This is a genomic window from Mesorhizobium sp. Root552 (genome assembly GCF_001427285.1).
Taxonomy (GTDB): domain Bacteria; phylum Pseudomonadota; class Alphaproteobacteria; order Rhizobiales; family Rhizobiaceae; genus Mesorhizobium.
Map to the genome: position 1 here is coordinate 87,228 of NZ_LMFV01000001.1, position 14,322 is coordinate 101,549.

General features: G+C 62.1%; 14 protein-coding genes. 1 reads left to right on the top strand and 13 read right to left on the bottom strand.

Annotated elements, in window-relative coordinates; translation table 11 throughout:
* Nucleotides 1-48: 48 nt before the first annotated feature.
* The 9 genes from ASD50_RS00460 to ASD50_RS00505 form a co-directional block, all read right to left on the bottom strand.
* Nucleotides 49-348 (bottom strand): DUF2849 domain-containing protein, encoded by a 300-nt coding sequence (locus ASD50_RS00460; protein ID WP_056234196.1) that lies wholly within the window; start codon nt 346-348, stop codon nt 49-51.
* A complete protein-coding gene (cysG, locus tag ASD50_RS00465; protein ID WP_056234200.1) occupies nt 345-1,793 on the bottom strand; it encodes a siroheme synthase CysG in 1,449 nt (482 codons plus the stop codon). Before cysG ends, ASD50_RS00460 begins: the two co-directional genes overlap by 4 nt.
* Nucleotides 1,794-2,082: 289 nt before the next feature.
* A complete protein-coding gene (locus ASD50_RS00470) occupies nt 2,083-2,832 on the bottom strand; it encodes an SDR family NAD(P)-dependent oxidoreductase (protein ID WP_056234204.1) in 750 nt (249 codons plus the stop codon).
* Between the two features lie 202 nt (nt 2,833-3,034).
* A complete protein-coding gene (locus tag ASD50_RS00475; RefSeq protein ID WP_056234207.1) occupies nt 3,035-5,266 on the bottom strand; it encodes a transglycosylase domain-containing protein in 2,232 nt (743 codons plus the stop codon).
* A gap of 384 nt (nt 5,267-5,650) precedes the next feature.
* Entirely contained in the window at nt 5,651-8,242 is a 2,592-nt protein-coding gene (locus ASD50_RS00485) for an AMP-binding protein (RefSeq protein ID WP_056234214.1), read from the bottom strand.
* A gap of 229 nt (nt 8,243-8,471) precedes the next feature.
* On the bottom strand, nt 8,472-9,614 hold the full coding sequence (locus ASD50_RS00490; RefSeq protein ID WP_056234217.1) for a sensor domain-containing diguanylate cyclase: 1,143 nt from the start codon (nt 9,612-9,614) through the stop codon (nt 8,472-8,474).
* Between the two features lie 108 nt (nt 9,615-9,722).
* Complete coding sequence (locus ASD50_RS00495; RefSeq protein ID WP_244484389.1) at nt 9,723-10,790, bottom strand: tellurite resistance/C4-dicarboxylate transporter family protein; 1,068 nt, start codon at nt 10,788-10,790, stop codon at nt 9,723-9,725.
* Nucleotides 10,791-11,173: 383 nt separating this feature from the next.
* Nucleotides 11,174-11,623 (bottom strand): universal stress protein, encoded by a 450-nt coding sequence (locus ASD50_RS00500; RefSeq protein ID WP_056234223.1) that lies wholly within the window; start codon nt 11,621-11,623, stop codon nt 11,174-11,176.
* Between the two features lie 172 nt (nt 11,624-11,795).
* Nucleotides 11,796-12,224 carry a hypothetical protein gene (locus ASD50_RS00505; RefSeq protein WP_056234225.1) on the bottom strand — a complete coding sequence of 143 codons (429 nt, stop codon included), beginning with the start codon at nt 12,222-12,224 and terminating at the stop codon, nt 11,796-11,798.
* A gap of 271 nt (nt 12,225-12,495) precedes the next feature.
* Here ASD50_RS00505 and ASD50_RS00510 point away from each other — a divergent pair, with 271 nt between their 5' ends.
* The gene (locus ASD50_RS00510; protein WP_056234228.1) at nt 12,496-12,798 is read left to right on the top strand and encodes a DUF982 domain-containing protein; all 303 of its coding nucleotides are present in this window, start codon (nt 12,496-12,498) and stop codon (nt 12,796-12,798) included.
* A 68-nt stretch (nt 12,799-12,866) separates the two neighbouring features.
* Here the strand turns inward: ASD50_RS00510 and ASD50_RS23455 are convergent, their stop codons facing one another.
* From ASD50_RS23455 to ASD50_RS00525, 4 genes are all read right to left on the bottom strand, one after another.
* Complete coding sequence (locus ASD50_RS23455; protein WP_156464880.1) at nt 12,867-13,013, bottom strand: hypothetical protein; 147 nt, start codon at nt 13,011-13,013, stop codon at nt 12,867-12,869.
* A gap of 23 nt (nt 13,014-13,036) precedes the next feature.
* Nucleotides 13,037-13,291: a GlsB/YeaQ/YmgE family stress response membrane protein gene (locus tag ASD50_RS00515; RefSeq protein ID WP_056234232.1), complete on the bottom strand. Its 255-nt coding sequence runs from the start codon at nt 13,289-13,291 to the stop codon at nt 13,037-13,039.
* Nucleotides 13,292-13,427: 136 nt separating this feature from the next.
* Complete coding sequence (locus tag ASD50_RS00520; RefSeq protein ID WP_056234717.1) at nt 13,428-13,637, bottom strand: hypothetical protein; 210 nt, start codon at nt 13,635-13,637, stop codon at nt 13,428-13,430.
* Nucleotides 13,638-13,694: 57 nt separating this feature from the next.
* Nucleotides 13,695-14,321: a ribonuclease D gene (locus ASD50_RS00525; protein WP_056234720.1), complete on the bottom strand. Its 627-nt coding sequence runs from the start codon at nt 14,319-14,321 to the stop codon at nt 13,695-13,697.
* Nucleotide 14,322: the final 1 nt, after the last annotated feature.

Consider the following 14,322-nt stretch of genomic DNA (forward strand, 5'->3'; position numbering starts at 1 on the left):
CTCTCGCCATTTCGAACGCCATTTCAGTCATATTAATAGGTCCTGACCCTAGGCGGCTTGTTGGATGCGGGCCTGCTTGCCGAGGTCGTTGCGGATGGTCGGGCCGGCAGCGCGGATACGCTCGCGCAACCGGGTCGGATGGATCGAGCCGTCGATGATCTCGATGTCGATGAGGTTGACGTCGACGACCAGATTGTCGGCGAGCGCCTTGTTGCCGATGACTTCCAGCGCCTCCGCGCTCTCCTTGTCGTGGGCAATCAGCGCCTCGGCGATCGTCTCGACCCACAGGCCGTCGGCATACCAGACGGCCTCGCCGTCGCTCAGCCGGTTCGCGGTCAGAAGCTTCATGCGTCCACTCCTTCAAGATGGGGGTGAGCGTGCCGGATCTTGCCGGCGGCAAGCGGTTCGGAATGGTCGAAATTGGCGCCGGCAACGGCGTCGCCAATGATGGTCATGACGGGGCCGTCGAGATCGTCACGCGCCTGCAGCGACGGCAGGTCGGCCAGTGTGCCGTGGAATTTGCGGCGGATGCCGAGGCTGGCGTTCTCGACCACGGCGACGGCGGTGTCGGATGCAAGGCCGGCGTCGATCAGGCGGCCCGCGACCTCGGCGGCAACCGAGCGGCCCATATAGACGGCGACGGTTGCGCCGGAGATGGCGAGCCGTGCCCAGTCCGGCAGCGAATTGCCCTTGAGATCATGACCGGTGGTGAACACCATTGAGGAGGTGACGCCGCGCAGCGTCAGCGGCAGTTCGAAATCGGCGGCGGCGGCGAAGGCGGCAGTGACGCCCGGCACGACCTCGTAGGAGATGCCGGCATCGCGCAACGCCGCCATTTCCTCGCCGGCGCGGCCGAACACCAGCGGATCGCCGCTTTTCAGGCGCACGACACGCTTGCCCTCGTGGCCAAGCTCGACCAGCAGGGAATTGATCTCGGCCTGCGTCTTGGAGTGGCAGCCCTTGCGCTTGCCGACCGACACGCGCTCGGCATCGCGCCGGCCCATGGCAACGACCGCTTCCGGCACCAGCGCGTCATAGAGGATGACGTCGGCCTCCATCAAAAGGCGCTGCGCGCGAAGCGTCAAAAGGTCTTCCGCGCCAGGGCCGGCACCTACAAGCGCAACATGGCCCGAGGAACGGCCGGAGGTGACGAGCAGATGCGAGGCGGCATCATGCGCCTCGGCAAGACGGCCCGCGGCAAGGGCCTGGGCCGGCGCGCCGGTGAAGAACTCGCTCCAGAAGCGGCGGCGGGCAGCGCCCTTGGGCAACAGCTTTTCGGCGGCGTGACGGAAGGAAACGGCAAGCGAGGCAAGCGTACCGAGCGACGGCGACAGCATCTGGTCGATGCGGGCGCGGATGATCTGGGCGAGCACCGGCCCTGCCCCTTCGGTGCCGATGGCAATGGCAACCGGCGCGCGGTTGACCAGAGCGGGCGTGAAGAAATCGCACAGGTCGGGACGGTCGACGGCGTTAACCGCAATGCCGAGGCGGCGCGCGTCTTCCGCAACGCGGCGGTCGAGGCTTTCTTCGCCGCTGGCCGCAAAGACCATGACCGCGCCTTCGAGATGGGCAGGCTCATAGGGCGCGGCGACATGAAGCGCGCCGTTGGCGGCGATCCAGGCAGCGAGTTCGGCAGAAGCGTGTCCGGCAACGATGCGAAGCCCAGCCGACGACTGGCCAAGCAGCCGCGCCTTGGCAAGGGCTTCCTCGCCGTCGCCGACGATGGCTACGGTTTTCCCTTCGACCCGCAGGAACACGGGGAAAGCATTCAGCTTGGGTGTGTCATGCGGCATTGCGGTAAAGTCCTGAACAGGCTGGCATTTTTAGCCGTGTGCAGGAAAGATCAGAAGAAACGCACTCGCGCGCGGCTCAAACGAATGCAATCTGTTTTCTGAAAGCGGCGAAGGGCGAAGAATAAATTTCCCATATGGCGCGAAAGTGCCCTGCCCGGCCCGCCACGGGGATGGCCATTGCTGCATAAAACAGAAAGGCCACCAAAGCCGCAAAGGCGATTTTTCTAAATTCTACCTTTTTTGTAGAATTAAGCCGGACCTTGAGGCTGCCTGGATTCGCCGTGGCTTGTCAGACGTGCTGGCCGCCATTGATGTGGATTTCCGAGCCGGTCACGTAAGACGACTGGCCGGAGCACAGGAAGAAGATGATGTCGGCCACTTCGGCCGTGGTGCCGAGACGGCGCAGCGGAATCGTCTCGACGATCTTTTCCGTGCCCGGCGACAGGATTGCCGTGTCGATTTCGCCCGGCGCGATGGCATTGACGCGGATGCCGTGCGGTCCGAAATCGTGCGCCATCTCGCGTGTCAAAGAGCCGAGCGCGGCCTTCGAGGTCGCATAAGCGGTGCCGGCGAACGGATGGACGCGGCTGCCGGCAATCGAGGTGACGTTGACGATCGAGCCCTTGGCCGTCGCCAGTTCCCTGAACAGGCCGCGCGCCAGCATGATCGGCGCGAAGAAGTTGACCTGGAACACATCGCGCCAGACATGCATCGGCGTATCGATGGAATTCATGCGGCCGCTGCCCGAGAGCTTCGGCGAAATACCGGCATTGTTGACCAGCGCATGCAAATGGCCGCCATGCGATTCGAGCCGGTGACGGATCTCCGAGACGGCGACGCCGACGTCTTCCTGGTCGGCAAGATCGACCTTGATGTGATCCTCCGGTCCGGCCGGCCACGGACAATCTTCCGCGAACGCCTGGCGCGAACAGGTGATGACCCGCCACCCTTCGCGCGAGAAGCGCTTGACGGTGGCGTGGCCGATGCCACGGCTGGCACCGGTCAAAACAATGGTCTTTCGTGCGTCGATATCTGCCATTCGTTGTTCTCCGGCGCACACATGTAGCCGAACCGACCGGCGCTGGCGAGAGGGCGGCGGCGCTGTCCCAGCGTACAGGTGGGGCTGGCTTGCAAAGGTCCGAGAGAAAACCTGAATTCCGTTACATGGGGTTGACGGTAGCCGCCGTCCCTCATCCGCCTGCCGGCATCTTCACCCCGTAAACGGGGAGAAGAACCATAGATCAACCGCCGGTGAGCAGGTCGAAGATCGAGCCTTTGCCCTTTTTCACCGGACCACCGACATCGCCGGGCGGCACCGGCCGCTTGATCGAGGCGGTTGAACCGTTGTCGCTCGGCATTGCAAGCTTGCCGCCATTGTCAGCCACCGGCACATTGCGTGGCGGCTTGTTCGCAGGAACCAGCGGAGCAGGGTCCGCGCCGACATCGACGGACGGAACCTTGCGTATCGACCCACCGTCGACGATTGCATCGGCAGGCTTCGATTTCCAGGTGCCGGGCAATGGTGCGACCGGCACGCCTTCATGTGCCGCAACCATGAACTCATGCCACGCCTGCGCCGGCAGCGCACCGCCGGTGACCTTCTTCATCGGATGGCCGTCGTCGTTGCCGAACCAGACGCCGGTGGTGAGGTTGGCAGTGTAGCCGACGAACCAGGCGTCGCGCGAATTCTGGCTGGTGCCGGTCTTGCCGGCGGACGGCCAGGCGAACGCGGCCTTGCGCGCGGTTCCCACCTCGACCGTGCCGGTCATCATCGAATTCATCATGCCGACGATTTCCGGCTTGATGACGCGCGGCGCGCTGCCGCCGGAATTTTCGTAAAGCACCTTGCCCTTGGCAGTGGTAACGCGGCGGACAAAATGCACCGGCGGGCGATACCCGCCATTGGCGAACGGCACGTAGGCGGCCGTCAGCTCAAGCGGCGTGACCTCGGACGTGCCGAGCGAAATGGTGACATTGTTCTGCAGGTCGGACTGGATGCCCATGCGCCGGGCAGCCTCGGCCACAGCGTCTGGGCCGACTTCCATGGTGAGCTGCGCCGCAACGGAATTCAGCGACTTCGCCAGCGCCGTCGCCAGCGTGACCTTGCCGTAATATTTGCCGCCGTAGTTTTCCGGCTTCCACTTGCCGATGCGGATCGGCGCATCGTTGCGCACGCTGTCTGGCGTGCGGCCGGATTCCAGCGCGGCCATGTAGACGAACGGCTTGAAGGCCGAGCCCGGCTGGCGGCGCGCCTCCGAAGCGCGGTCGAACTGGCTGGTGGAATAATCGTAGCCGCCGACCATCGCTCTGACCGCGCCGGAATTGTCGATCGAGACAAGCGCGCCCTGGCTGACGTCGAGCTTCTTGCTGTTGGCATCTATCAACTGGCGGATCGATTTTTCAGCCAGCCGCTGCAAGGTAAGGTCGATGGTGGTATCGACGATGATATCGCCTTCCACCTCGCCGATCAGGTCCGGCAATTCCTCCATCACCGTGTCGGCGACATAGTTTTCCGAACCGGTCCAGTAGGACGGCGAGCGGTTTGCAGGCGCGCTCATGGCATAGGTAAGTTCCTTTGCCGAAATCATGCCTTCGTCGCGCATGGCGGCCAGCACCAGTTGCGCGCGCTGCTCGGCGGCCTTGGGATCGCGCGCCGGCGACAGCCGTGACGGCGCCTTGAGCAGGCCCGCGAGAAGTGCTGCCTCCGGCAGCGACACATCGCGCGCGCCCTTGCCGAAATAGCGGCGCGAAGCCGCCTCGACGCCATAGGCTCCCGAACCGAAATAGACCCGGTTGAGATACATGGCGAGAATCTGGTCCTTCGTGTGCTTGTGCTCCAGCCAGAACGCCAGAAGCACCTCCTGCACCTTGCGCTCAAGCGTGCGGTCCGGCTTCAGGAACAGGTTCTTGGCGAGCTGTTGGGTGAGCGTCGAGCCGCCCTGCGAGAAGCGGCCGCTGAGCACGTTGGTGACCATCGCGCGGGCCAGCCCGATCGGATCGATGCCGAAATGCGAATAGAAGCGGCGATCCTCGATGGCGATGACCGCTTGCGGGATATAGGGCGACATGCCTTTGAGCCCCACCGCTTCGCCGCCGCTCATGCCGCGATTGGCGATGAGCTGCCCGTCGACGGAAACGATCTTGATGTTGGGCGCCCGCTCGGGAATGGACCAGGTGGTGGCCGACGGCATCTTGGCGCCGTAGTAGACCACCATGCCGGCCGCAGCGATGCCGCCCCAGATGGCAAGCACGAAGCACCAGTAGGCGAGCCGCGCGAAAATGCCGAACAGCCCGCGCCGCGAGCGGCGGCGGCTTGAACGCGACGATTTCGCCTTGGATGACTTGCGCTTTGCGGGGGCCTTGCGGGTGGGCACGACGCGATCCTCCTCGCGCACCGAAAACCCGAGCGACGCGGCGCCGCGCGCCGGTTCATCAAAGCTGGGCTCGATACGTCTGTTCCTGCGGTCCGCCATGCCTCGATATTGCCCGTCCCCTGCCGATGGCGATCGACGTGAAGGCTAGATGCGGCGATTTAAGGGCACGTTAAAATCGTTAAAATTAAAACAACTTGATTTCAGATGCTTAGGTGGAAGCCGACCCTCATTTCAAGAAGGCGCGTGCCAATCGTCTCTCTGCTCTGTCGGCTTAACTTTGTCGCCACTCCAAAAGCCTTTGACGATAGCGCCGATAATCACAAGAAAACCAGCGATTGCCAGGTAGCTCAGCACGGCATCGGCCTCATCGTTCGCGCTTTGCAATCGAAGCACAATCGTCAAGCGCCGCAAAGCGGCAGGGCCAATCAGACAATGGGGAATTTGTGGGCCGCGATCCGTGGCGACATCAAAAAATGCAGTTCCCTACAATTTCCCGGAAATGGTGCGCTCCGGCACCGCAAACTGCAATTTGCCAGTCAACAACCTCTTCCGCATCGCGAGGGAGGAACGGTGCGCCATCAGGCCGAGTAGCCACTTTTGCAAGGCGAACATGGCCAAGCCCGAGAGGATGCCAACGGCTATAGCCAGCGCCGTGAAAACCGGCGTGGACAGCGTAGGATGTGGCAACAGCCATTCGGGCACGATCCGGTGAAACAGGTAGATGTGGTAACCGGCAGCCGAGACCGGCAGCACGCAGTTCACCAACCAGCCCGGTAAGGCGATGCGGGGCACATAAAGCAGGACGATCACCGCACCGAACACCGATGTGAACTTGACCCAGGACCCGGTCCAGTTGCCTCCCCACCAGGCAAACAGCGCACAAAGCGAGGCCGCCATCAAAGCCAGCACGTGTCGCTTGGAAGAAGAATTGGCAAAGTAGACACACCAGCCGAGCACAGCCAGATGGAACACGTCGGGCAAGGTGAATATCCGCGCGCCGCCGATGTTCCAGACAAAGGGCGTCAGCAATTTCACCGCGACCGACAGGGCAAGCAGGATCACGCCAAACATGAATGGCAACGAACCGGCGAAGCGCCTCAGGGGCGCAATACAAAACAGGGCGACCCACAACAGCACGATCTGGGCATAGGCTTCGACGAACCAATAGAGATACGGCATCATGTGTTCGGGCTTGACCAGGCCAAGGTTGCCGATGAGCAGGAACGACGGCCACAATATTTCGCCCCGGACCAGCGAGAAGCCGACGACAATAGGCAGGTAGATTGCAAGGTTGGCGGCCAAAGGGCTGAGCACGCCGGCCATGTCGCCAGCGAACAGGCGCTGGCGGTGAAAACGCGCCAAGCCGTATCCGACCATCATGACCAGGACCGCCGCACCGCCGGGGATGGGCCACAAGGTTGCGTGGTGCATGACGATGAGCAGGATAGCCGCAGCGCGCAGCGCCAACTGGCTGTCGATAGAAGAAGACTTGCTGTTGCTGCGCTGCATCTGCCCGAGTGCGGCAACGGGCGTGGTTTCCCATCCTTCCGGCAAGTGCCCGAGTTCGCGCTCGAGGGTGAGCGAAAGCTGCACGTAGAGCAGGGAATTGCCTCCCAACCCTTCGAAAGTGTCACCGGCCCCGACCTGACGCGGATAGAAGGCGCGCTGGAAGGCAGCGAGGATGCCAGTTTCCGGCTTTTCCCGCAGCGCGTCGAGCCGGGCGGAAATGGCGGTATAGTCGATCTTGCCTGAAGAAAGCCGCGGCAAGGCCCTGGCCCGGCCGACCTCGAGATGCGACCGCGGCAGCCCGCTTGCCGCCATCATCGCCTTCAGCACCTCGGCATCGCAATGAGGCGAAGTAACCAGCGCGAAGATGCGCTCGTCATTGCCGGCCACGGCGGCCGTAATCCCGGCCTGTTCGAGCGTCGCCTCGACCGCGCCGTGGCTGATGCGCAGGCCGGCGATCTTCGACATGCGCCGGCGGCGGCCAACGATGCGATAGAGGCCGTGGCTGTCGCGCTCGGCCATGTCGCCGGTGCGAAGCTCGGTGATCTCGGGGCCTTTCGCCAGATCGGCCCGGGCAAGCGCATAGCCCATCATCACATTGCGTCCGCGATAGACCAGTTCCCCCGCTTCGCCGGCGCGCTCGATCGGCCGGCCGTTGTCGTCCACCAGGCTGAGCGAGCCGCCCAGAATGGCGATGCCGATCTTGCCGGTGTTGCCGGCAAGCTGCCCGGGCGGAACATAGGCAATGCGTGCCGTTGCCTCGGTCTGGCCGTACATCATGAAGAAGCGGCGGCCGCCGGCGGCAAGGTGGCGCCGGAAGGTTTCGGCGAGCGCCGGCGCCATGCGCCCGCCGGCAACGGTCATGAAACGCAGCGACGGCAACTCGTGGCTGCGAAAGCTGGTTCTTTCCATCAACTCGAATGAGTAAGGCACGCCGCTGATATTGGTGCAGCCGGCGTCGCGCATCTCCTCGGCAAAACCCACGTCGGAAGCGCCGTTTTCAGGAAAGTAGACGCTGCCGCCGGTCGCGAGATGCGAATTGAGGACCGACAGCCCGTAGGAATAGTGGAACGGCAGAACAAGGGCTGCCCGGTCATCGGCCTGGAGTTCCAGATAGCTACCGATGGATCCGGCATTGGCCTCGACCGCAGCGGCGGAAAGCCTAACATAGCGTGTCTTGCCGGTGCTGCCCGAAGTGCCGAGCAAAACCGCCAGATCGGCGTGGAGATCGTCGCGCACCTTGCGCGTCTCGGCCAGGCAGCGCCAGCGTCCGTCGACACGCCGGCAGACGATGTCGGGCGAAAAATCCTCGACGAAGCCGTCCAGCGCCTGCCAGTTGCATGACGGCAGCAATGCGACCGCATGCTTGCCCCTGAGCGCTACGAGATAGGCGATGACGGCATGTTCGGTCGGCTCCGCCACCACGGCGACGAGCTTCTTGTGCGAGCCGAAATCTTTGGCTTGCAAGGCGACCCGCCGCGCCAGCTCGGCATAGGAAATTGGCGCACGGCCGGGGAAAATCAGCGCCGGTCGATGGCCGAGTTCTTCGAACCTTTCAAAGCACTGCATTCCCCCGGCTCCCGGCAACCAGGCCGGCAACGGCCCCAGACATGATCGGGAAAGCGGCTACCCTAATTCTTGACTGATTGCATCACGTTTCGTGCGATGACGCCTGCAATTTTTGTGCACTGAAGCCGGTTTCAAACACGCGGCGTGCCGCGGATGCCAAGTGCCGGTTGGCGATGGCTTTACAGGCGCAGTCGAGGTGCAAGCAAAACCGGAGGCTGGATTTGCGGTTTCACGCCGCCGCGTGCACGTGCCTGCCTTTTCCGTCCGCCTTGGCGCGGTAGAGGGCAGCGTCGGCCGCATGGAGCACTGCCATCGCCTCGGTCAGGGAGGCATCGATGCAGGCGCTGCCTATGCTGGCGCCGATGGTGACGATCTCGCCGTTCGGCAAGGTGAACGGCGCGGTCATGGTCTCGATCAATCTGGATGCGATGCGGGCGCAATCCTCATCATTGGCCTTCGGCAGCAGGAACAGGAATTCGTCGCCGCCCATGCGGAAGATCGCATCACCGAGGCGCACGCTGTCGAGCATGCGGTGTGATGCCGCCCGCAACAGGGAATCGCCCGCCGGATGGCCATACTTGTCATTGACCTCCTTGAACCCGTCGAGATCGAGGCTCAGGAAGCAGTAGCCTGCCTTGGGAGGGGCGCGAGAGTCGAGTTTGACGCGACGCTCCGCAAAATGCATGCGGTTGAAGAGCCCCGTCAGTTCGTCGGTTATCGCCATTGTGTGAGCACGGCGCTCCGCCTTGATCATGCGCAGCATGGAGGCATGGTTCTGTTCGATGAACAAATAAAGGCTGGCGATCCAGGGAATGATCAGCATGGAGGCGACAGTCATGCCGGGGATCGGAGAACCGGCAAGTCCTGCGGCGAAGGGTACGGCGATAATGATGAGAAGAAGCAACGCATGCCGGGGCATTGCCGCATTTCGCGATGTGACGACGCAGGCTGCGGCAGTGCCGATGATGGCCGACACCACGATGAGGGGCACGATACCGCTTGCCATGCAAAGATAGATGGCAACGCCCAGAAGCAGGCTCCACAGGGTCCCAAACACCAGAAGCTTGTTGGCGCTCTCCCTGCGCTTTTCAGGGGGAGCGTTGTTCGCCTCCACCATGACTTTCCATCGAATGGCCGTGAGCACAAGCTCCGCTATCACCCACAATAGCGGCCACCACGCCGAGGTGTGATAGACGACCATGGCGGCCAGTGCGACGGTGCTGATCGGCGCGATAAGGATGGCTGCACGCCGATCCAGGATGGTCTGGAAAAGCTGGTCGCGCTCGTAAGGGTCGGACGTCAGCGGCGACGCCATCAGATACTGGAAAACTATCCGCACCGTTCTGCGGATCGGTATGAACCTGTTGTGCATGTCTCGCGGGCAAATATCCGTGGGGCTGAAATGGGCGAACGGACCGTCCGGTCCAGACCATAATGAGGCCGGAGCGCCCGGGGTTCCATCCAAATCGCCTGCTTGGGTTTACGGTCCGTATAGAGCGGGTTTGGCTGGCCTGAGCACGAGCGTGTAGAGCATGCCCAGGAAGGTCACGGTCCAGGCAGCAATTGCCGCGTAGAGGAAGGCGCGAGCAACCGGCCCTAGAAAATTGAACTCCATGGCGCGGTCGAGCCGGAAGGTGCAGGCCGCATACATGCCGAGCGGGAACACCGCGCCCCAGTAAAGCGGATCGTAGGCAACCGGAAAGCGGCGATAGACATAGCGCCAGACACCGAGCAGCAGCAGCATCGGGATCCACCACGTTCCCGTGGCCCAGTAGAGCACGGTGAACCCCTTGATGAACGGCAACAGCGACACCAGAAAATGCGCGCCAGCGGCGTTTTCGACCAGCAGGGACCCCGCCAGCGTCGAAATCGCCATTGCGCCCATATTGATCCAGTAAGGCGGCTCGAGATCGCCCGGCGAAAGCGAAAAGAAGGTGTAGCGGTAGAAGATCAGCGCCATCAGCCAGATGTAGAGCATGCCGCCCCACAGCCACATCGACAACGCGAGCAGGTTGAGTTCGAGCCGCCACGGCTGATCCACATGCGCCGCCAGAAGGACGCTCGAAACGGCGACCGATTGCGTCGCCACCACCGCCAGCAGCCAGCCGCCATTGATGCCGGTGCCAAGCGTCGGCTTCTCGCCCTTGACGGTAAGCGCGGTGAAGACCGTGTAGGTCAGCCCCAGCCACAGCACGACCGTGGCCAGCCACAAAAGCGTGCCCATGAAACGGTCTTCGGCAAGGATGATGAACTGGCTGGCCATGATGCCGGTGGCGGCGACGGCAGTGAAATAACCGGGACCCGACAGGTGGCCGATCATGTCGCCGAAAAAGCGGCGGGGATGATGCCAGGCGCGCAGGAGATAAAGAACCCAGAGCACGCCATATTGCAGCCCGTTGAGGTAGAACAGCGCCCAGGCAAGGCCCGGGAAACCCATCATGAAGGCAGACAGAGAGACGATGCCGGTGGCCATCACCAGGCCGAAATAGCCCGGCGAGATATCTGCCAGACGATCGAGCCAGCTTGCTTTGGCTTGAGACTGAGACAATGCGAGAATCTCCCCCCGCATTCCTTATCCGGCTTGGCGGCCAAGGCAAACAGGACATTGCCCCTGCAGCCGGCCATAGCGCTCTACAGAAGACCCGAAGCTTCTTCTCATCAGAACCGGCCCCAAAAAGAAAAGGCCGCCCGAAGGCGGCCAAGGAAGGGTATGGGAGCTGCTGGACCAAGAGAAGGGATCAGCAAGTACTCATTATGCATATTTCCTGACAGGAAGCAAGTTTTCATTTGGATATAATTTCAAAAAATTTCCTGCGCTTTCGACAGGCATCGCCGGATGCGCAGCGAGTTGTGGCCGCCGCCCGCAATCCAGCCGACGACGCCGATGGCCTGCCGCGGCAGGCCTTCCTCGTGCGGGTAGCGGTGAAGATTCTAGCGGACGACGAGCACCGGGATCTTGCTATGGGCGAGAACCTCGGAGGTCTGGCTGCCCAGGATCAGGCGGCCGAGCCCGCGACGGCCATGCGAAGCCATGACGATGAGGTTGCAGCCTCGCGCCTCAGCCACCTCGATGATGGCATCTGCCGGCCAACGGTCAGGCACATGCAAGGTATCCGCCGCGACGCCAGCCCGATCCGCAGCCGCCTTGGCCGATACGAGCACGCCCTTGGCGAAGGATTCCTGGCCGGCCTCATAGCGGTTGATGTCCTCGGGACCGGCCACCCATCCGGTTGCCGTTGCACCAGCCATCAAAGGGAAAGGCTCGGTCACGGTCACGATGGTAACCTTGCTCGACAGGGCTTTGGCCAGCGACAGGCCGTGGTCGAGTCCGTTTTTGGCGACATCTGATCCATCGGTGGCGATAAGGATGTGAGTGTACATTGCCTGCCCTCGTTTCCGTATCAGCGAGCAAACCAGAGCAAGTCTTCGACGGCAAGCCGGCAGGCCGCGTAAAATTGCCTCGGCCGGCAAGCGCAGACAAAGCGGCGACGCAGGCCGATCTGCATACGCCGCCGCGAGTTTGCCAAACTCCAAATGCTTTGGCTGCTCGACGCTAGCTGAACGTCTCCCGCAACCCGGCGAAGAAGCCGCGTCCCGTCACAGCCGCCCTGACGCAGGACGCAGCCCTCGATGCCTGCATCGTCGCGCCGACATGGCAATAGCAGACGATTTCATGGAGCTGGTTGTCCGTCAGCTCGAAGAAGCGCTTGGCCTCGCCATAACTGTCGTCCTGAAGCCCCTGTTCGCGCAGGAGTTCATCCTCGAAGGCAACGGAGATCGGCGAATTGTCACCACGCATGGAATCGCGTTCCAGCGGAGCCCGATATTCCGTTCCCGTAAGCGCGGTAAGCAGTCGTGTCGGTTCACGTTGAAGCAAATCCGACCAGCGCTCAAGGCGCTGGGTGCGGTCCATTGTTGGCCGCACCGGATCAATTCGGACCTCGGCTATCGCCTGTAGCTGGTCCTTTGTTTGGTGTCTCATGGCAACCTCCTTTCGAAAGGTGGTGGCCCCAAGTCCGTGCCTCGAATTATACTGCGAACACGCTGAAAGGTCATCAGCATCGCCGATCACATTCGTGGTTCCGCGGTCCCAGCCAAGCCGATTCCAATCAATTTGATCCGCTTGGGCGGGCCACGCATTATTTTTGCCATTAATTGGCTTTTGATTGGAACCTTAAGGCGTAGCCGTCGTTATATCCGGTTGCCAGCCATAACAATAAAAGTCGGTATCGACTATCGAAGGGAGGTGTTTGATGGATCGCCTGCAATTCTTCTCGCCTGTCCGCGTTTCACGAGGACCCGGTCAATCGGTCGAGGAGATCGATAATGTCGTAGAAGCGATGGTATTCCTGCGCGAATGGCCCGTTGGCCGTCGTGGTCCGGTCTATCGTTGTGCCTTGAACTGCTGTTCCGCGGCAATGGCTGCCCAGATGAGCGCCGAGGAGGCGAGGAAATCATTTGCCGGCTTCGCCCGCATCACCGGGCTTTTGATCGACGGCGGACCGTCACCGGTCGTGGCCGACCGGTACGCCGGGCAAAGACGCGCGGTAGGCTAGGAAAAAGACAAGGGTGCGCCGCACACCAGGCGCAGCAATATCGCCGCCTTAAGGCGGCGAAATTTTATTCAGTTCTGCTGTATCGATATACCGCTGTCGTCGATCTTGAGTTCGACGCCGGACGGCTTCGATTCCTCGCGATATACGTAGACGCCGAGAACGATGACCGCGACGACGAGCGCGCCGATGACGAGGTAAAGCGTATTCCTGTTCAAAGGCGCGCTCCTTCGCGGATAATTCAGGCGGATTTGACCAGTCGGATCAGGAACAGCAGGATCACCGCGCCAAGGGTGGCGTGAATGATTGCTGCTACGATACCGCCGCCAAAGGCAAGGCCGATTGTCGGGAACAGCCAGCCGGCGATGAAAGCGCCGACGATGCCGACGACGATGTTTCCGAGCAGGCCGAAGCCGTAGCCCTTGACGATGAGACCGGCCAGCCAGCCGGCAATCGCCCCGATGATAAGGAATATGATGAGACTTTCCGCACCCATTGCATTCCCTCCGAGAACAAACGGTTGAGGCGAAGCAGCGCTCCGAATCAACCTCCAGTTTCAACAGTCATAAGGTATGGGAAAGCTGGCAACGCCGCCAGCACTTACATTCGGCGATCCGGACCGCTATGGATCACTAGTCTTCCTCGTCATCGGACGAAGCGGGACGCCAGCTTGTCGGCTCGATTTTCTTTTGCGTGCTGCTGTCGGTATAGGCCCACCACGCACCATCGGCGGCATCAAAGCGCGCCGGCGATTCGTTCATGACGCCATCGCCATCCGTCCAGTAGACGGTGACCTTCGACCCGTCCTTGGGCGCGGTGGAAATCGGCTGACGCTCGGGCATGTTCATCCCCCTCTTCTGACCGGCACACAACGCCACAGCGTAAAAGAAGTTCCGCCCTCAGCTATGGGCGAAGATATCTTCTTCTTCCCAGCCCATCAGGTCGAGCTTCGCACGGGTCGGCAGGAAGCGGAAACAGGCTTCGGCCTCCTTGGTGCGGCCATCGCGCGCAAGGCGCCCGGCCAGCACATCGCGCAGTCGGTGCAGGTAGAGCACGTCGGAAGCCGCATATTCGAGTTGTTCGGGCGAAAGCGTCTCTGCCGCCCAATCCGACGACTGCTGCTGCTTGGACAGGCTGACGCCCAGCAATTCGTTGCAGATGTCCTTCAACCCGTGGCGATCAGTATAGGTGCGGGTGAGCCGCGAGGCGATCTTGGTGCAGAAAACCGGCTCGGCCATGACGCCGAAGGCCTGGTAGAGCACAGCGATATCGAAGCGCCCGAAATGGAACAGCTTGGTGACCTTGCGGTTGCGCAACAGGCTGACGAGGTTCGGCGCGCGTTTCTGACCTGCCGCGATCTGGATGACGTCGGCGCTGCCGTCGCCCGGCGAAATCTGCACCACGCACAAGCGGTCGCGATGCGGGTTCAGCCCCAGCGTCTCGGTGTCGATGGCAACCGCATCGACATCGTAGTTGGAAAGGTCGGGAAGATCGCCCTTGTGGAAGCGGATATTGCTGCTCGTCATG